This window comes from Pseudoalteromonas sp. SG44-5, from assembly GCF_014164175.1.
In the GTDB taxonomy this organism is placed as follows: Bacteria; Pseudomonadota; Gammaproteobacteria; order Enterobacterales; family Alteromonadaceae; genus Pseudoalteromonas; species Pseudoalteromonas nigrifaciens.
Genome location: NZ_JACJES010000008.1, coordinates 1 through 19,271, shown reverse-complemented (window position 1 = coordinate 19,271; position 19,271 = coordinate 1). Strand labels below are relative to the sequence as shown.

General features: G+C 41.1%; 18 protein-coding genes. 8 read left to right on the top strand and 10 right to left on the bottom strand.

Annotated features, from left to right (window positions below):
- Positions 1-38 precede the first annotated feature (38 nt).
- Complete coding sequence (trmL, locus tag H5079_RS10415; protein ID WP_011327082.1) at positions 39-503, top strand: tRNA (uridine(34)/cytosine(34)/5-carboxymethylaminomethyluridine(34)-2'-O)-methyltransferase TrmL; 465 nt, start codon at positions 39-41, stop codon at positions 501-503.
- Positions 504-697: 194 nt separating this feature from the next.
- Here trmL and gpsA read toward each other — a convergent pair whose 3' ends face one another.
- Genes gpsA through H5079_RS10395 form a run of 4 tightly spaced genes read right to left on the bottom strand, consistent with a single transcriptional unit; the run spans position 698 to position 2,968 of the window.
- Positions 698-1,705: an NAD(P)H-dependent glycerol-3-phosphate dehydrogenase gene (gene gpsA / locus H5079_RS10410; protein WP_182684018.1), complete on the bottom strand. Its 1,008-nt coding sequence runs from the start codon at positions 1,703-1,705 to the stop codon at positions 698-700.
- 3 nt (positions 1,706-1,708) lie between these two features.
- Entirely contained in the window at positions 1,709-2,197 is a 489-nt protein-coding gene (gene secB, locus H5079_RS10405) for a protein-export chaperone SecB (RefSeq protein WP_011327080.1), read from the bottom strand.
- Positions 2,198-2,237: 40 nt separating this feature from the next.
- Complete coding sequence (gene grxC / locus H5079_RS10400; RefSeq protein WP_011327079.1) at positions 2,238-2,507, bottom strand: glutaredoxin 3; 270 nt, start codon at positions 2,505-2,507, stop codon at positions 2,238-2,240.
- Positions 2,508-2,536: 29 nt separating this feature from the next.
- The gene (locus H5079_RS10395) at positions 2,537-2,968 is read right to left on the bottom strand and encodes a rhodanese-like domain-containing protein (protein ID WP_011327078.1); all 432 of its coding nucleotides are present in this window, start codon (positions 2,966-2,968) and stop codon (positions 2,537-2,539) included.
- Between the two features lie 626 nt (positions 2,969-3,594).
- Here H5079_RS10395 and gpmM point away from each other — a divergent pair.
- The 4 genes from gpmM (at position 3,595) to H5079_RS10375 (ending at position 8,432) form a co-directional block, all read left to right on the top strand.
- The gene (gene gpmM / locus H5079_RS10390; protein WP_182684017.1) at positions 3,595-5,139 is read left to right on the top strand and encodes a 2,3-bisphosphoglycerate-independent phosphoglycerate mutase; all 1,545 of its coding nucleotides are present in this window, start codon (positions 3,595-3,597) and stop codon (positions 5,137-5,139) included.
- A gap of 3 nt (positions 5,140-5,142) precedes the next feature.
- Positions 5,143-6,285, top strand: a complete 1,143-nt coding sequence (locus tag H5079_RS10385; protein ID WP_182684016.1) for a murein hydrolase activator EnvC — start codon at positions 5,143-5,145, stop codon at positions 6,283-6,285.
- A gap of 68 nt (positions 6,286-6,353) precedes the next feature.
- Complete coding sequence (locus tag H5079_RS10380; protein ID WP_182684015.1) at positions 6,354-7,619, top strand: S41 family peptidase; 1,266 nt, start codon at positions 6,354-6,356, stop codon at positions 7,617-7,619.
- Positions 7,620-7,691: 72 nt separating this feature from the next.
- Positions 7,692-8,432: a divergent polysaccharide deacetylase family protein gene (locus H5079_RS10375; protein ID WP_182684104.1), complete on the top strand. Its 741-nt coding sequence runs from the start codon at positions 7,692-7,694 to the stop codon at positions 8,430-8,432.
- A 176-nt stretch (positions 8,433-8,608) separates the two neighbouring features.
- On the opposite strand, the gene H5079_RS10370 is transcribed toward H5079_RS10375, so the two are convergent.
- Together H5079_RS10370 and prlC are read right to left on the bottom strand one after the other, a co-directional pair.
- Positions 8,609-9,367, bottom strand: a complete 759-nt coding sequence (locus H5079_RS10370) for a class I SAM-dependent methyltransferase (protein ID WP_182676967.1) — start codon at positions 9,365-9,367, stop codon at positions 8,609-8,611.
- A gap of 204 nt (positions 9,368-9,571) precedes the next feature.
- Positions 9,572-11,623 (bottom strand): oligopeptidase A, encoded by a 2,052-nt coding sequence (prlC, locus tag H5079_RS10365; RefSeq protein ID WP_182684014.1) that lies wholly within the window; start codon positions 11,621-11,623, stop codon positions 9,572-9,574.
- A gap of 205 nt (positions 11,624-11,828) precedes the next feature.
- On the opposite strand from prlC, the gene gorA reads away from it, so the two are divergent.
- The 3 genes from gorA (at position 11,829) to H5079_RS10350 (ending at position 15,021) form a co-directional block, all read left to right on the top strand.
- Positions 11,829-13,190 carry a glutathione-disulfide reductase gene (gorA, locus tag H5079_RS10360; protein WP_011327071.1) on the top strand — a complete coding sequence of 454 codons (1,362 nt, stop codon included), beginning with the start codon at positions 11,829-11,831 and terminating at the stop codon, positions 13,188-13,190.
- Between the two features lie 270 nt (positions 13,191-13,460).
- Positions 13,461-14,093 carry a hypothetical protein gene (locus H5079_RS10355; RefSeq protein ID WP_086996603.1) on the top strand — a complete coding sequence of 211 codons (633 nt, stop codon included), beginning with the start codon at positions 13,461-13,463 and terminating at the stop codon, positions 14,091-14,093.
- Positions 14,094-14,184: 91 nt separating this feature from the next.
- The gene (locus tag H5079_RS10350) at positions 14,185-15,021 is read left to right on the top strand and encodes a mechanosensitive ion channel family protein (RefSeq protein WP_011327069.1); all 837 of its coding nucleotides are present in this window, start codon (positions 14,185-14,187) and stop codon (positions 15,019-15,021) included.
- Positions 15,022-15,166: 145 nt separating this feature from the next.
- Here H5079_RS10350 and rpoH read toward each other — a convergent pair whose 3' ends face one another.
- The 4 genes from rpoH to ftsY all read right to left on the bottom strand — a co-directional run.
- Entirely contained in the window at positions 15,167-16,030 is an 864-nt protein-coding gene (rpoH, locus tag H5079_RS10345) for an RNA polymerase sigma factor RpoH (protein WP_011327068.1), read from the bottom strand.
- A 224-nt stretch (positions 16,031-16,254) separates the two neighbouring features.
- Entirely contained in the window at positions 16,255-17,241 is a 987-nt protein-coding gene (gene ftsX, locus H5079_RS10340; protein WP_011327067.1) for a permease-like cell division protein FtsX, read from the bottom strand.
- On the bottom strand, positions 17,238-17,915 hold the full coding sequence (ftsE, locus tag H5079_RS10335; protein ID WP_011327066.1) for a cell division ATP-binding protein FtsE: 678 nt from the start codon (positions 17,913-17,915) through the stop codon (positions 17,238-17,240). Before ftsE ends, ftsX begins: the two co-directional genes overlap by 4 nt.
- 233 nt (positions 17,916-18,148) lie before the next feature.
- On the bottom strand, positions 18,149-19,271 hold a 1,123-nt coding region (ftsY, locus tag H5079_RS10330; RefSeq protein ID WP_182684013.1), incomplete at its 5' end, for a signal recognition particle-docking protein FtsY.

The following is a 19,271-nucleotide window of genomic DNA, read 5'->3' as shown; positions in this document are numbered from 1 at the left end:
CAAATCGTTAAATTACTGACTATTTTATAAGGCTCGTTATGCTGGATATTGTTTTATACCAACCTGAAATCCCACCGAATACGGGTAATATTATTCGCTTATGTGCAAATACGGGCTATTCGCTACATTTAATTGAGCCACTTGGCTTTGCATGGGATGACAAACGAATAAAACGTGCCGGCCTTGATTATCATGAATTTAGCCATGTACAGCGCCATGCTTCGTTTGAAGCTTACCTAGAAGCATGCAAGCCTAAAAAAATATACGCTTGCACCACTAAAGGCAGCCAATTTCATCATCAGGCACAATACGAGGCCGGCGACTGTTTAGTATTTGGCCCTGAAACACGCGGCCTTCCGGATGAGCTAATTCAATCGCTTCCAAACGAGCAACGGGTACGCATTCCGATGCAAGCCAATAGCCGCAGTATGAACTTATCTAACGCGGTTTCGGTGTTTGTGTATGAATCGTGGCGCCAACTTGGGTTTCCGGGCGCAAAGTAAGGAGCTTTAGGCGCAAGGTTTTAGGTAAGTGAATAAACCAAGCGCCTAACTTGTAGGGGGGGCTTACCTCGCGCAGGTTTAAAGATTAACCTGCGCGACATTAAGCCCGTCTGTGGTTTAACCCACACACCGAGCTTGGCTAATGTCTATCTAAAACCTGACACCTAAAACCTAGTTTTATGAAAGCTGCCCTTTTATTCTGAGCGCTGCTCTCGGCCTAATAAAGCCATAGCCGCTTCTTTCATGTCTTTATTTTCGTACAGTACTTTATAGATTTGCTCGGTGATTGGCATTTCTACACCGCTGCGCTGCGCTAATAAATACACTTCTTTAGTGTTTCTAAAGCCTTCGACCACTTGGCCTATAGACTCTATTGCAGCTTCTACGCTTTCGCCTTTGCCTAACGCTAAACCAAAGCGACGATTACGCGATTGATTATCTGTGCAGGTTAAAATTAAATCGCCAAGGCCTGCCATCCCCATAAAGGTTTCGGGTTTTGCACCCAAAGCACAGCCTAAGCGTGTTAGTTCTGCAAGGCCGCGAGTAATTAGTGCCGTGCGTGCATTAGCGCCAAAACCTACGCCGTCGGAAATGCCTGCACCAATAGCAATAACGTTTTTAACCGCACCACCTAGCTGTATGCCAATAAAATCATCATTGTTGTACACTCTAAATGAGCGACCGCAATGCAGTAAATCAGCTAACTGTTGTGCAAACTCTGTAGAGGTGGATGAAACCGAAATAGCAGTAGGTGATCCCATGGCCATTTCTTTAGCAAATGTTGGCCCCGAAAGCACCGCTAATGGAATTGCATCGCCAAGCTCTTGTACTGCAACTTCTTGTAATAAGCGTCCGGTATTTGGCTCTAACCCTTTAGTTGCCCACGCAACTTTTGCGCCTTGCTGTAAAGCAGGTTTAATTTGCTTTAAGGTGTCGCCAAATGCATGGCTAGGCACAACCACTAACACTATTTCACTACTTGCAGCAGCACGCTGTAAGTCGGCTTCAAGAGTTAAAGTGTCGGGAAAAGGAATATCAGGTAAGTAACGTTGATTTTTTCGCTCAGCTGCAAGCGTGGCAACGTCGTCGCTATTGCGCCCCCAAAGTGTCACTTGGTGACCATTTCGGGCTAAACAAATAGCAAGGGCGGTGCCATAAGACCCCGCCCCTAATACAGTAACAGCTGAAGTTGCTGTACTCATAATTTAAGCGTCTACTGATGCCTGCTCAGCTTGCGCTGTGCGTTGTTGCATGTATTGTGCAAATAATGCGTCAAAGTTAACTGGCGCAAGGTTAAGCTGTGGAAAAGTACCACGGTTAACAAGGTTAGAAACAGCTTCACGCGCATATGGAAACAATACGTTAGGGCAAAATGCACCAAGCATATGAGCAAGTTGTGTTTCTTCAACGTCAGCAATAGTAAAAATACCTGCTTGTTGAATTTCACATAAAAAGGCCGTTTCTTCGCCAATAGATGCAGTCACTGTTAGTGCTAAAACCACTTCAAATACACCTTCGTCTAACTTATTAGAGCGAGTGTCTAGGTCTAACTTAACTTCTGGTGTCCATTCTTTTTGAAAAATAGCTGGAGAATTTGGCGTTTCAAACGACACGTCTTTTGTGTAAATACGTTGAATAGTAAATTGTGCGCCAGTTTCTTGTTGTGCTGCTGCGTTTTGCGTTTCTTCGTTCATTGTAATCCTTAACCTGTTCGTTATTATAATTAGTTAAAATTTAAGCGTTTAGTGTGGCATTTAGCTTTTTATCAAGTTGACCTTGTGCTTCTATTGCCATCATGTCGTCGCAGCCACCTATATGCTCATCATTAATAAAGATTTGCGGTACCGTGCTTGCGCCGCCTGCTTTGGCGATCATTTCATCGCGCAGCTCAGGCTGTACACCAATATCAAAGTTTGTGTATTGCACACCTTTACTGTCTAAAAGTGCACGAGCACGTTGACAAAAAGGGCAATACGCTTTGGTGTATAAAACAACATTACTCATAATATATCCTCTATCGGAGCTAATATTTATTAGCGACCGGTTGTAGTTGGTAAGCTCGCAGATTGCCACGCGCCCATACCACCAGATAACACACTTACCTGCTCAAAACCCGCTTTATGCATAGCGGTTGCAGTTCCTGAAGCGGTCATGCCTGTAGTACATACCAATATAATGGGTTTACTCTTATACTTTTCAAGGTTTGAAAAGTCAGATTTTTTCGCATTTTCAGGGCTTAAATGCTGAGCACCGGCAATATGTCCGGTGTTAAACTCTTTTTGCGCACGCATATCAATAACTTGACCGTCTTCACGGTTGATAAGCAGCGTTAACTGCTGAGGGTTTATTTGGCGCACTGCTGAGAGTTTACTTTTGATCCAACCACTAACAATAAGAAACACAATACCCACCCAAGCTGCACTTAAAATTGGGTGATTGGTGATAAATTCAATATATTGATCCATTCGACATCCACTATAAAATTACATCCTAAAACGTGATGTTTTAGCTATTTTTTTCGTTCAATACCAATTGCATTAACTCTATAAGCAAGTATAACAAGAGGTAAGCTACTCACAAACAACATAAAATTAAACAGAAGTGCTAACTTTTGTGAAATTTTAAACACAATATATACCTAATTTACCTTACTCGCATACACAGCGCTTTAATAAAGTTGGTATTATACCAATTGCATTAAATTAATGGGCTATTGTAGCGTCAATGAAATGGGTCAATAACAAGTAAAAATGATGATATATAGTTGTTCTATATAAATTATTTTTAACGCAGTTAATGAGCTATTTAATCAGCTAGAATGTGCATGTTTTTAATAAAATTGGTATTAGGTGCGCAAGTATACCCAAATCAGCTAAAAATGCGAGTCAAGGCAAAGCATAATACGCTTTTACGAGGTGTTTTTAGTAAGAACAAAGTAACAGCTTGTTGTTAATTTTTAGTAAGATATTAAAAAGTTTTAATATCTTATTTTGATTGCTGATCCTAGCTATAAAACACGGTATGCTTAGCATCAGCATGTTAGCGGTAATGTTAGCGTGTTTTATCGCAACGTTAACCTTGAGGAGTGACTATGTCAGAGCATAAAAAACCACTGGTATTAATGATTTTAGATGGCTGGGGATACCGCGAAGATGAGCAAAGTAATGCGATTCTGGCTGCAAACACCCCTGTATTAGATGAATTATGGGCCACCCGCCCGCGCACATTAATTTCAGCTTCGGGTTTTGATGTAGGCCTTCCTGATGGTCAAATGGGTAACTCTGAAGTTGGCCACGTTAATTTAGGCGCAGGACGCGTTGTTTATCAAGACTTTACTCGTATAACAAAAGCGATAAACGATGGTGAGTTTGACTCTACCCCTGCACTAGTCGATAACATAGATAAAGCCGTAAGTGCCGATAAAGCCGTGCACATTATGGGGCTATTAAGCCCAGGCGGCGTACACAGCCACGAAGATCATATTGTGGCAAGTATTGAACTTGCTGCAAAACGCGGTGCAAAAGAGGTGTACTTTCATGGCTTTTTAGATGGCCGCGACACACCTCCACGCAGTGCTAAAGCTTCTATTGAACGCATTGAAGCAGTATTTGCAAAGCTACAATGTGGCCGCTTAGCATCGCTAATTGGCCGTTATTACGCAATGGACAGAGACAACCGCTGGAACCGCGTAGAAAAAGCCTATAACTTACTTACGTTAGCACAAGGCGACTTTAGCTACCCGACTGGCCTGAGCGCACTTGAAGCAGCTTATGAGCGCGACGAAAACGATGAGTTTGTAGCCGCAAGCACCATTACTCCTGCAGGCGCAGAGCCTGTACAAATTAACGATGGCGACACGGTTATATTTGCTAACTTTAGAGCCGATCGCGCCCGTGAAATTACACGTGCATTTGTTGAGCCTAACTTTGACGGTTTTGCCAAACAAAAATCACCTGCCCTTAGCGCATTTGTAATGATGACCGAATACGCTGCAGATATAGACGCCCCGGTTGCATTTGGCCCCACGCCACTGGTAAACGTACTTGGCGAATGGTTTGAAAAACACGGTAAAACTCAACTACGTATTTCAGAAACCGAAAAATATGCCCACGTTACGTTTTTCTTTAGTGGTGGCCGCGAAGACGAATTTAACGGTGAAACCCGCGAACTTATTCCTTCACCACAAGTTGCAACCTACGATTTGCAGCCCGAAATGAACTCAGAAATGCTTACCGACAAACTCGTTGCGGCAATTAAAAGCGGCAAATACGACGCTATTATTTGTAACTACCCTAACGGCGATATGGTGGGTCACTCTGGTGTATTTGCAGCGGCAGTTAAAGCCTGCGAAGCAGTTGATCACTGTATTGGCCGCGTAGTAGCAGCACTTAACGAATATGGCGGTGAAGCGCTTATTACTGCCGACCATGGTAATGCTGAGCAAATGGCCAACCTTAAAACAGGCCAAGCCCATACTGCACATACTAGCGAACCGGTGCCATTTATTTATGTGGGCCGCGACGCAACACCATCTGAGGGTAAGGCGCTTAGTGATGTAGCGCCTACTATGCTGCACTTAATGGGCATGGAGCAGCCAACTGAAATGACAGGCAAACCTATCATGACGTTGAAATAATCTATGCAAAAATGTATTAATAGCGTTACTAAGCTAATTTTAATACTGACTTTTTTAGCGACTGCAACTGCAGTCGCTAATGAAGATCGTACCAAAAAAGATCTCAGCGAAGTACAAACGGCACTTAAACAAAGCCAATCTGAATACAACGCGCAACGCAAAAAAGTTGCCACGCTACAAAAAAACCTACAACAGCACGAACTCGAAATAGCTAAAAACGCCAAAGCCCTAAATATGGCTGAGCAGTCGGTTAAAAAAACCGAGCAACAGCAACAACTGCAACAACAAAAAGCCGATCAACTCGAACAACAACATGCACAGTTTCAACACGCATTAGCTGCGCAACTTAAAAGTGCTTATATGGCCGGTGGCGACGATGACTATGCAAAAATGCTGCTCAATCAAGAAGACACAGCTAAGTTTGAGCGCACTCTAAGCTATTATAATTATTTAAATAAAGCCCGTATTGAACAACTCGAAGAGCTAAAAGCGCTGCAGTTACAAATAGCGCAAAACCAGGCTGAACTGGCTAAAACAAAGCAAAAACTAGTAAACCTGCATGATGAACAAAAAAGACGCCAAACCGCATTAGTTAACGCCCAAAGTGAACGCCAAGCCAATTTAAAAAATTTACAGGCACAGCTAAACAGCACCAAAAGCTCAATTAACTATTTAAAAGAAAACCAACAAACGCTGATCACAACTATTGAAGAGTTAGAGAAAGAAAAAAATAAAAAAGTTGAATTACTCGGCCTCAATAATAGCAAAGGCAAACTAAACTGGCCAAGCCGAGGTAAGTTAGAGCACACTTTTGGACAACGAAAACACGGTGGTATTGACTGGAAAGGCGTATTAATTGGCGCAAAAGAAGGCAGCAATATTAACAGTGTTCATAACGGCCAAGTGGTATTTGCCGATTGGTTAAAAGGCTACGGCTGGGTAATTGTAGTTGACCATGGTGAGGGCTTTATGAGCCTTTACGGCCATGCACAAACCTTATTGAAAGATGTTGGCGACATGGTAAGAGAAGGCGAAACGGTAGCGCTAGTTGGCCAAAGCGGCGGGCAAGCAAGTTCTGGTCTATACTTTGAAATGCGCCATAAAGGGCGTGCAGTAAATCCGGAAAAATGGTGCAAACGCATTTAGCAAATACCAATCTTATTTAAAACATACCATTGGTATAAATTAACCGCTGCGCCGCATTGGAGCAGCCGATGGACAAAAAAAGCACCTTAGCAAAATGGTTTAAAAATACAGGCTTTACGCTTAGCTTAAGCCTGTATTTACTTGCCCTATTTGTTTTTATTAGCTTTTCAGCTAATGTGTTTTCTAGTTCGATTAAAGAATTAAAAAACCAACAAATAACCGAAATCCTATTTAATATTCATACCTACTACGTTGAAGATCTTGCACTCCAAAACACCACACATACTAGCTATAACAACCAACAATTTGCGCATTTATATGCCCAGCTCGATCCCTACTCTAAATACCTTGATGAACACGAATTAAATACTTTATTTGATAACACTAATGGCCGCTATACCGGTTTAGGTATTGAGGTTAAACAAATAAATAACAGTGTAACCATTGTAAATGTAGTGAGTAGCTCACCTGCTAAAAGTGCTGGAGTTATGGCCGGTGACATTATCATTAGCGTTAATAATCAAACAACACAACACAGCTCCGTAGAGCATGTTGCTCAGCTAATAACAGCCAGCAAACTTAGTAATATTAGCTTAACCATAAAGCGTGATAACCAACTGCAACCACTTAATTTTAATGTGAGTCGCCGTAAAATAAAGCTTGAAAGCGTTACTAGTCAGCGCTTAGATTTAGGCAGCGGTTATTTAGCTATCAATAGTTTTTCTAACCACACTTTACATGAAGTGGCTTTGCAAATAGCAGCCATGCAAAATCACTTTGGGCACCCACTTAAAGGCCTAGTTATTGATTTACGTGATAACCCCGGCGGTACACTTAGAAGCGCTGTTGCGGTATCGGATCTGTTTTTACAAAACGGTACTATTGTTACAACCAAAGGGCGCTATAACGAGGCAAATAAAGCTTTTTATGCCAAACACGGAGACATTTTAAAAGGCGCCCCTATTGTCGTGCTAATTAACGAAAACTCGGCATCAGCAGCCGAAATTTTAGCTGCCGCATTAAAAGATAATAACCGCGCCAAGGTTGTTGGCGGCCAATCTTTTGGTAAAGGCTCAGTGCAATCACTTATTCCACTTGGTGATGGCAGCACTGCATTAAAGCTCACTACAGCTAAGTACTTTACCCCTTTGGGAAAATCAATCGAAGGTGTTGGTATTACGCCCGACGTGGCGATTAATCAAACAACCCTTTCACAAAGTGATAAAGCCGTTATAATCAAAAACCAGCAAGCTAAAAGTAAACAAACACAACTAGCCAGCAAGGTAACTGATTTACAATTAGCTAAAGCTAAACAATTACTTAACCTGCAATAATTTTAGCCTTACTGATGTTGAATTAATAAGCTCTAAAAATAATAAAAACTATAAATTTAAAAAGCGATAATGATGAAAGTAATTATAGGGCTGATATTGATGCTTGGTTTTGCGTCACTCAATGCTAAAGCCAAGCAAATAGCGATAGTAATAGACGACATAGGCTATCACCAGAGGGATTTAGAACTGTTAACTTTGCCTGGCCAAGTGTCGTATTCAATTTTGCCTCACACGCCTTATGCACAAGCTTTTGCCACTTTAGCCAGTAAAACAAATAAAGAGTTATTACTGCATATTCCCATGCAAGCACTTAACGGCAAGGAGCTTGGCCCTGGCGCACTTACGTTAAATATGAATAAAGAGCAGATACAGCAAACACTTGGCACTGCTTTGGCCAGTTTACCGCAAGTTAAAGGGGTTAATAATCACATGGGATCGGCGCTCACCCAGCAAAGCCAAGCTATGAGGTGGATAATGGAAGTGCTTAAAAAGCGACATTTATACTTTTTAGATAGCCGCACCACTGAATTAAGCCAGGCACAAAATGCCGCTAACTTTTTAGGTGTTGAAAATATTGGCCGTCATATTTTTTTAGATAACATAACCACACCAGAACAGTTACAACTGCGCCTAGATGAGCTAAAACAACACGCTACTGAGCATAAGTTTGCTATTGCAATTGCCCACCCCTACCCAGAAACAATCGCATTTTTACGCCACGTTTTACCACAGCTCAGCAAACAAGGTTTTGAATTAGTACCCGTATCTAAGCTGGTAGAGCGTAAATATATACAACTAGCAGAGAAGCGCTAAAGAGTAAATTGCAGCGGTTAGTAAAAGCCAGCTCTTTAATAAGCGCGGCATAAAGCCCCGCCTACGCACAACTTAAACACTGACCGTGGCTAATTTCGACCTAGTACCTAATGTAGCTAACCCCATAGTATATATCTATAGCACAAAGCATACTTAACAATGAATTAGAATGAAATTCACTTGTTCATCGCAGCTTTTACGTATACGTCGAAGCGGTTTTTTTTCGTTTTTATTTGCATGCTAGGAGTTTTATCGTTTAAAAACGGGGCATAGTCGGGGCGCTTTACTACCACGCGCTTACTGGCAAGTGGGTAGGCAAATTCGAGTAAATCGTCGGCGTCGGTGTCGGCGCCTACTAAGTCTTGAAATACGCGCATTTCTTTTTTAACTAAGGCTGATTTTTCGCGATGCGGAAACATAGGATCTAAGTAAACTACATCTGGCATGCTTTCGCATTGAGCAAGCAAGGTATGGCTTGAGCCAAATATGAGGCTCATGTTTTGCTGCATCCACGGACCAATTTCAATGTCGTTGTATGCGCGCTGCAGACCATCGTATAAAAGTGCTGCAACTACGGGGTGGCGTTCGTGCAATATAACTTTACAACCAAGCGACGCTAATACAAAACCATCACGTCCTAGCCCTGCGGTGGCGTCGAGGACTATAGGAGTCGCTCCTTTATTTAAGCCTACTGCTTTGGCAATTGCTTGGCCTTTACCGCCGCCAAACTTTCGTCTGTGCGCTGCTGCGCCCGTAACAAAGTCAACGCTTATTGCGCCTAGTTTAGGCTCATCGGTTTTATATAAGCTCAGGCCTGTATCGTCGTAATGCAGGCTAAAACCACTGCTTTGCTCTGCCCAATGGGCTAAGCCAAAACGTGTTTCTAACTCATTTAAATAAGGACGGCACTCTTTAAAGGCACACTTAATAACCACTCTACACTCCGACGATAAAATACTTTTTTAGTATATCAAGCGCCTTAGTTTAAAGCATTAAATTAGCAATGAAAGGAAAACAATAGTCTTAAATTTGAGAGTAATTAAAGTTCAAATGCTGTAAAAAAGCGCTCAGTTTTGCAATGAAAACTGAGCGCTATATATTGGTGAGTAACTCAAAGTGTATAGAGTTAACTCTATACTTTAGGCAGCAATACCGCTGTGGCGAAGTAATGCGTCAACATTTGGCTCGCGGCCACGGAAGTTTTTAAATAATTCCATTGGCTCTTCGCTGCCGCCTTTTTCTAAGATGTGCTGCATAAATGCTCGCCCTGTTTCTGGGTTAAAAATGCCCTCTTCTTCAAATTTAGAATAAGCATCGGCAGAGAGTACTTCTGCCCATTTATACGAGTAATAACCTGCGCTATAACCACCGGCAAAAATATGACTAAAGCCATGCTGAAAGCGGTTAAATTCTGGCGCTTTTATTACCGAGGTGCGACTGCGCACGTCGTTAAGCACAGCTTGAATATTACATGGCTCACCGGCTACGTAGTCGTTATGTATTTTAAAGTCGAATAACGAAAACTCTAACTGACGCAGCATTTGCATGCCCGAGTTATAGTTTTTAGCCGCTAGTAACTTATCTAGTAGCTCTTTTGGTAGTGGCTCGCCGGTTTCGTAATGCCCTGAAATAAAGCTAAGTGCTTGCTCTTCGTAGCACCAGTTTTCTAAAAACTGACTTGGTAGCTCTACCGCATCCCATGCAACGCCGTTAATGCCTGCAACAGGAGCTGCATCTACCTGAGTTAGCATATGATGAATACCATGGCCAAACTCATGGAATAAAGTAGTTACTTCGTTATGAGTAAACAAGGCCGGCTTATCGCCTATTGCTTTGTTAAAGTTACAAACTAAATACGCCACTGGTGTTTGCAATTCGCCGCTAGCGCGTACTTTACGCCCCATACAGTCGTCCATCCATGCGCCACCACGTTTATGATCGCGAGCATATAAGTCGAGATAAAAACGGCCACGTAGCGTATTACTGCTGTCGTATATTTCAAAAAAGCGTACATCTTTGTGGTAGCTGTCAAAATCACTGACTTCTTTTACGCTAATGCCAAATAAACGGTTAACTGTTTCAAACAAACCACTTAATACTTTATTAGCTGGAAAATACGGGCGGAGTACTTCGTCTGAAATGGCGTATTTGTCTTGCTTGAGCTTTTCGCCGTAATAACCAAAATCCCACGCTGCTAGTTCGGTAATACCGTGTTTTTGCTCTGCGTAGGCTTGTAGTTCTGCAAGTTCTTGCTCTGCTTGTGGTTTTGATTTAGCCGCTAGGTCTTCTAAAAATGAGAATACTTGTGCAGGCGTCTCAGCCATTTTAGTGGCAAGTGACTTTTCAGCGTAGCTATTAAAGCCAAGCAGCTGTGCTAGTTCATGACGTAGCGCTAGCTCTTCGCTCATAATTGCTGAGTTATCAAATTCACCCGCATTAGGACCTTGATCAGACGCACGTGTAGAAAACGCTGTGTATGTTTCTTCGCGTAATTCGCGATTATCGGCGTAGGTCATAATAGGTAAGTACGATGGAAAATCGAGCGTAAATACCCAGCCGTCTAATTCTTTACTTTTTGCGGTATCGGCAGCTAAAGCCAACGCCGACTCTGGTAAACCAGCCAGTTCACTTTCATCGGTAATGTGTTTATGCCAAGCCAATGTGGCATCCATAACATTGTTGCCAAATTTAGAGGCCAGCTCTGATAAACGCGCGCTAATTTCGCCATAACGTTTTTGCTGCGCGGGCTCTAGTGCAATACCCGATAATTTAAAATCGCGTAATGCATTAGTAATCGACTTTTTCTGAGCGGTAGTGAGGGTTTTAAATTCATCACTGTTATATAACGCGTTGTAAGCTGCAAACAAACCTTGATGCTGCCCTACAAAAGTTGAGTACTCAGAAATAAGTGGTAAACATTGCTCGTATTGCTCACGTAGTTCGTCGTTATTCATTACCGAATTTAAATGCGATACCGGCGAAAACATCCGTGATAATTTATCATCGGCTTCTTCTAGTGGCAGTACTAAATCGTTCCAAGTGTATGATTTTTTAGCAAGCACATCTTCAATGGCTTGGCGGCACTGCTCAATCCCGTGCTTTAGTGCTGGCACTACGTGCTCTGGCTTTATTTTTGAAAATGGCGGTAAGCCTTCAAGCCCAATTAATGGGTTAGTGTTTGCATTGGTCATATTTATCTCAAATTTGTGCATTATAAGCATTAAAGTTGGGGCAAAGTGACTAAATACAAGAGCATTTAAGCTTATGATGATCGCAATAAGATCTTTTTCGTTTATACAAGGTGTATGGTAATTTTACCTATGCTGATTAAGTGATTTGCCTTGAGCATATGCTATCATCGGCACAATACAGTTAAATAAACTTTGAGGATTAAACATGGCTCAGCATTTTGATTATATTGCAATTGGCGGTGGTAGCGGCGGTATTGCGTCGGCAAACCGTGCGGCAATGCGTGGCGCTAAAGTAGCACTTATTGAAGCAAAACATATGGGTGGCACATGTGTAAACGTAGGGTGTGTGCCTAAAAAAGTAATGTGGCATGGTGCTCAAGTTGCTGAAGCAATTAATTTATATGCGCCTGATTACGGCTTTAATGTTGAAGTAAAAGGTTTTGATTGGGGCAAATTAGTAGAAAGCCGCGAAGCCTACATTGGCCGAATCCATAAAGGTTACGATAATGGCCTTGCAAACAACGGCGTTACCGTAATTAAAGGTTTTGCTAAATTTGTAGATAATAAAACAGTTGAAGTAGATGGTGAGCATTATACTGCTGATCATATTTTAATTGCTGTTGGCGGTCGTCCAAGCATTCCAAACATTGAAGGTGCTGAGCACGGCATTGACTCTAATGGCTTTTTTGAGCTTAAAGAGCAACCTAAACGCGTTGCTGTTATTGGCGCAGGTTACATTGCTGTAGAGCTTGCAGGCGTACTACATAGCTTGGGCACTGACACGCATTTATTTGTGCGTAAACACGCACCACTGCGTAACTTTGACCCATATATAATCGATACGCTAGTTGAAGTAATGGCAAAAGAAGGCCCTACGCTGCATACCGAATCTGTACCACATAAATTGGTTAAAGAAGACGACGGCTCAGTAACCTTGCATTTAGATAATGGTAAAAGCCATAACGTAGACCAAGTAATTTGGGCTATTGGCCGCGAGCCAACCACAAATGCAATTAATATTGCTGCAGCAGGCGTAGAAGTTAACAGCAAAGGTTTTGTTAAAGTAGACGAGTACCAAAATACCACAGCTAAAAACGTATACGCTGTGGGCGACATTATCGAAAACGGCATTGAGCTTACCCCAGTAGCAGTTAAAGCTGGGCGTACTTTATCTGAGCGCTTATTTAATAAAGAACTGCCAGATGATTTAAAAATGGATTACAGCTTAGTTCCTACAGTAGTATTTAGTCATCCACCCATTGGTACTATTGGCTTAACAGAGCAAGAAGCTATATCGCAATACGGTGCAGAAAACGTAAAAGTATACCAATCAGCTTTTGCCGCTATGTATACCGCGGTTACGCAACATCGCCAGCCTTGTAAAATGAAGCTAGTGTGCGCAGGTCCAGATGAAAAAGTGGTCGGCTTGCATGGTATAGGTTTTGCTGTAGACGAAATGATTCAAGGTTTTGCTGTCGCCATGAAAATGGGCGCTACTAAAGCTGACTTTGATGCTGTGGTTGCTATACACCCGACTGGCTCAGAAGAGTTTGTAACGATGCGCTAAGTATCGACTTTAAACTGCAAAAGGCCTTTACTATTTATTTAGTAAGGGCTTTTTTATGCTCAATATATTTACACTTGCAACACACAACAAACCAACCAACCAAACCATTACAAGTAAAACAACATAAAAACACCAATTACACATTTAACCCATTAATTTAACAGCAAAAGTTTTAGACCAATAAATATATAAAAAGTTTCCATAATATTTTGGCTTTCTGTCCTTTTTGTAATTAAAATCTCGCGCATGGTCTCCTATGTGGATTTTTTCATGTTTTTACTACGATCTTTTATTTACTTATTATGCTTAGCTGGTGTTGCCTCATTAATTCAGCTTGAAGGCTTTGAATTACAGCAAAATGCACTTTATAGTGAAGAAACACTCACTGAGCACATGCAAGATATTTTAACTTTTTTAAGTGCTATTTTGTTTTTTTATGCCTCGCGTATTAGCTCGAAACTTAAGGTAGCTTCGGTATTACTTGCAGCTCTAACAGCAATGATGTTTGTAAGAGAATTTGATACATACCTTGATATGTATGTTTTTGATGGCGCCTGGCAAACTATCGTTTATTCAATACTTGCTTGTACATTTGTTTACCTAATAAGAAAAAGAGGGACTATTTTTAGCTCCATCCAAGCCTATACTCAAACACCAAGTTATGGCATTTGCTTATCTGGCTTGGTTACGTTGTTAGCTTTTTCTCGCATTATGGGCAGAGGTGAATTTTGGCACTCTATAATGGGTGAGAGCTACGTGCGTATAGTTAAAAACATTGTAGAAGAAGGGATAGAAACACTTGGTTATACTTTAATTTTAATTTCAGCTATTGAGCTTGTACTTTTGTGTCGTAAACAGCTTAATAAACAGCATCACCATGTTGGCAATGGAGTAACTGACTAACTCAACTTAATTTTTTTGAGGTTAAGTTTGCTAATTGGTTTCATAAATCAATATACTAAGCTTGTTTGTAATTACTCGTATTTTGGAATTTATGATCAAAGATATACTACTACACCCAGTTCTTATCTCAGTGGTGGTGCTCACTATCGCATTTAGTTTAAAAGTACTTGTTGATAAGTTGGCGCGATATAGAGCAGAAAAAAAAGAAAAAGATACTCGCTACATTGCACACAATATTAAGCACTTTATTAACTTTACTATGGTTTTGTTACTGCTGTTTATATGGTCGACTGAGATTCAAAACTTTGCACTGTCTATAGCCGCTTTTGCCGTTGCTATTGTGCTTGCCACTAGAGAGTTTATTCAGTGTGTAATTGGCTTTTTTTACTTAGTAACAACCCGCCCATTTAGAATTGGCGACTGGGTACAAGTTGGTGAATATTATGGCGAAGTAGCAGAGACCAACTGGATTAAAACCACCTTACATGAAATTGATATGCGAACTTATCAATTCTCTAGAAAAACAATATTTATTCCTAATAACAAATTAATTACCAGCCCAATAAAAAACTTAAACTTTGTTAAACGCTTTGCTACTCATCATTTTAATATTGTGCGTAAAGACAGCTTTAACCCGTACCCTATTTACGAAACTCTTCGCAATAAAGCCAAGCATTACTGCGAAGAGTTTGAAGAAGTGGCGAGCCGGTATAACTCTATTATCGAAAGAAAATTAGATGCAAAAATTTCAGGCCCAGAACCCGAGATTCACTTTGGTACTACTGAGTTAGGAGAATTTAGAGCAAGCTTCACCCTATTTTGCCCAACCGATAAAGCACTTGAAATAGAACATAAGTTAACTGAATGCTTTATGGAGCTGTGGTATAGCGAAGCAACTAAAAGTGATGTGCAAAGCAAAATCACTTAGGATTAAAGGCCAGCTAAGCACTGTGTTTTTTGTTAACAGCGAGTCGCTTTCTGAAAACTGCTATTTTGCTATTTTTATCCTAACAAACAAAAAAGCCCCGCATTTTATATGCGGGGCTTTTTTGTTGTTAGCTAAATGGTTAGGTTTACACCATTGCAGCTTGTAGCTTTTTCATCGCTGTTTTTTCTAGCTGGCGAACACGCTCAGCCGATACACTGTATTTTTCAGCAAGTTCTTGTAGCGTTGCTTTATCGTCGGTTAACCAACGTGCGCTTACAATGTCTTGCGAGCGTTCATCTAGCGTTTTAAGAGCGCTAAACAAACGAGTATGTGATTGTTCTTGCCATTGTTGCTGCTCAATATCGTCAGCTAAGTCAGCAGTGCCATCAGTTAAATACTGTACTGGTGAATAGGTGCTGCTTGGTGCGCTGTCGTCGTCATCACCTGTAAGGTCAAAGCCCATGTCTTGGCCGCTCATGCGCGATTCCATTTCACGTACTTCTTTTTCACTCACACCTAGCTCGCTAGCTACTGTGCTAACTTCTGCTTGGTTAAACCAGCCTAAACGTTTTTTATTTTTACGAAGGTTAAAAAACAATTTACGTTGTGCTTTAGTGGTAGCAACTTTTACGATGCGCCAGTTTTTAAGTACAAACTCATGAATTTCTGCTTTAATCCAATGCACTGCAAACGATACTAAACGCACACCCACTTCTGGGTTGAAACGCTTTACCGCTTTCATCAGGCCAATATTACCTTCTTGGATTAAATCTGCTTGTGGCAAGCCATAACCCGAGTAGCCTTTTGCAATATGCGCTACAAAGCGTAAGTGCGACATAATGAGTTGCTTTGCAGCACTAAGATCACCTTCTTCCTGAAGACGTGTTGCCAGCTCTTGTTCTTGCTCTACTTTAAGCATAGGAATAGTGCTTACCGCTTGAAGGTAACCGTCCATGCTTGCGCTTTGCTGTCCAACTGTAAGTGCCATTGCGTATAAATCTTTACTCATTTTTCACCTCGGTGATAAACATTTGAAACCATCTTAGCACTCTTTACCTAAGAGTGCTAACCCCAATTTAAAACTTTTCTTAAGTATAAATCAAGTGGTTTTTTGTATTTTTTAAGTCTACGCTAAGCGACTGAATAAGTGATGAATTAAGCCTGCTATAGCTTTAAAGTACTTTTATAAAAACTGCTTTAAAAAGAATAATATAAAAATGTGACCCTTTTATGTCAGACTTTATCTGGCTCAATTTCTTTTATATAACGATTAACCGATAAGTACGAACCAATAAACCCTAAGCTAGTAGCAAGCAGTACCAGCGAGCCAAATTCTTTTAAGGTTAAACCAATTAAAGAAAAACTAGTTTGGTAAACGCTTGCCACACTGCTAACCGCAGTTGATAGCCACCACATCATTAGCGCCACACATATAAATGCAAATAATCCGCCTATAACGCCATACCATATTCCGGTCCATAAAAAGGGGGCGTGAATAAAAGTATTAGTAGCGCCTACTAGCTTCATTACTTGTATTTCTTCTTTTTTATCCATAATAGACAAACGAATAGTGTTACCTATTATTAGCGTTACCGAGGTAAGCAATAGCAGCGCAATGGTAATAACACTTTCTTTTAATAGGCTTAGCAATGCATTTAGGCGCTCAAGCCAAGCTATATCAAGCTTGCCAAAATCAACTTCTCGCTCACTTTCAAGCTTAGTTAAAAGTACTTTTGCGGCATTAGGCTGTCTGTGTCGCGATGTTGGTATAACGAGCACAACATCGGGTAACGGATTGCTATTTAAATAGCTTAACGCCTGACCAAATCCAGATACTTGCTTAAACTCTTGTAGAGCTTGCTGCTTAGAAATAAAGGTCACGCTTTCTACTTCTGGGTAGAGTGCTAAGCGCTTTACTAAGGTTTGGGTTTCTTGCTCGTTCATGCTTTCTTTTACGAACAAAGAAATTTCGCTGGCCTCTTCAAAGCCACTGCTTACCTGTTGCACATTTTTAACCACTAAGTATAAGCTAGCTGGCAAGGTTAAGCTCAAACCCAGTACTGCAATAGTCATTAACGACGCTAGAGGTGTACGCCACATTTCACCTAAGCTATGTACGCCTTGGCGAAAAATATTAATAATAAAAAAATAACCGCCAGCAAATACTGATTTTTTTTGTTTATCGTTACTATTTTGACGACTTTTAAAAAGTAAACTCATAATGCGCCCTCGGCTAACGGATCTTGAATCATACGACCATCTTTTAGGGTTAAGCTGCGATACTTCATCCGGGCCACTAATCCTAGATCGTGGGTAGCAATAAGTACGGTTGTTCCATGGTTATTAAACTCTTCAAAAAGACGTAATATTTCCATTGAAAGCTCAGGATCTAGGTTACCCGTAGGTTCATCTGCTAATAATATTGGCGGGGAGTTAACAATTGCGCGGGCAATACCCACACGCTGCTGCTCGCCACCAGAGAGCATAGATGGGTGGCATTTAATTTTATCAATCAAGCCAACCTTATCAAGCGCGCCATGCACACGCTTTGCAATTTGCTTATGGTGTGTGCCTTCAATGATCAAGGGCAGTGCTACGTTATCAAATATAGTGTAGCGCTCTAATAAGCGGTGGTTTTGAAATATAATGCCGATGTCGCGACGGACATAAGGAATTTGCCGTGAGTTTACTTTGTTTAAATCGATACCGTTAATAAACACACTTCCAGCAGAAGGGCGTTCCATTAAGCTAATTAGCTTTAACAGCGTACTTTTACCCGCGCCACTGTGGCCGGTTAAAAACGCGAGTTCACCAGGTTTAATATGAAAATTAACTTTTTCAAGAGCGCGATGCCCGCCTGGATAGGTTTTACTTACTTGCTGAAAATTTATCATTTTTTATTATGCCAACACTATTAAACATCAATAAAGCTGGTATTCCTCGCAATTAAAAAGGGAGCAAGCTCCCTCTTTTGGTAAATAAAAGTTCCACCTTTTAAAGGTGTGTTATAAACCACACCTACAGAACCGGAAAATCAAAGTACAAACATGACCATTTGGGTGAAGCTTCACTTTATGAACGTCGCGCTGATCACTTTTCAACGCTTGTACTAATAGCTTGCTAAGCTTTAAGCGTCGTCTTCATCTTGGCTAAATAGCGCATCAATAAAGTCATCGCTTTTAAAGGCACGTAAATCATCAATACTTTCACCCACACCAATATAACGAATTGGAATGTTAAACTTATCTGCTACCGCAAAAATAACACCGCCTTTTGCCGTGCCATCTAGTTTTGAAAGAGTAATACCGGTTAAACCAACGCATTGATTAAACAAGTTTACCTGGCTAATTGCATTTTGCCCTGTGCCCGCATCAATAGTTAACATTACTTCGTGCGGCGCGTCAGGATCAATTTTTTTCATTACTCGCGCTATTTTTTCAAGCTCTTGCATTAAGTTGTCTTTATTTTGCAAGCGCCCTGCTGTATCTGCGATTAATACGTCAACGTTACGCGCTTTTGCCGCTTGAAAAGCATCAAAAATAACAGACGCACTGTCGGCACCAGTATGCTGTGCAATAACAGGAATACTATTACGTTCGCCCCATACTTGTAGTTGCTCAACCGCTGCGGCTCTAAATGTATCACCCGCAGCAAGCATGACCGACTTGCCTTCGCTTTGAAATTGCTTAGCCAATTTACCAATGGTCGTCGTTTTACCTACACCGTTAACACCTACCATTAATATAACAAATGGTTTTTTATCGGCTGGAATAACCAACGGCTGCTCTGCAGTTTTAAGCATTACGGCCATTTCTTGTTTCATTAGCTCGTAAAGTGCGTCACCGTCTTTTAATTGCTTACGGTTTGCTGCATCAGTTAGGCGGTCTATTAACTTCATTGTGGTATCAACGCCTAAATCGGCGGTGAGTAATTGCGTTTCTAGCTCTTCAAATAAATCATCGTCTATTTTTTTACCGCTAAATATGGAAGCAAAACCAGAACCAATATTAACGCGAGTTTTTAATAAACCTTTTTTAAGGCGAGAGAAAAAACCTTCTTTTTTAGGTTTCTCTACTTTTTGAGCTGCTTCGCTTGCAAGTTCATCTGCAATACGCTGTTGCTCTAAACGCTCAGCTTCAGCTTGCTCTGCTGCAATACGCTGCTGTTCTAACCGCTCAGCTTCTGCCTGTTCATCTGCAATACGTTGCTGTTCTAATTGCTCAGCTTCTGCTTGCTCTGCTGCAATACGT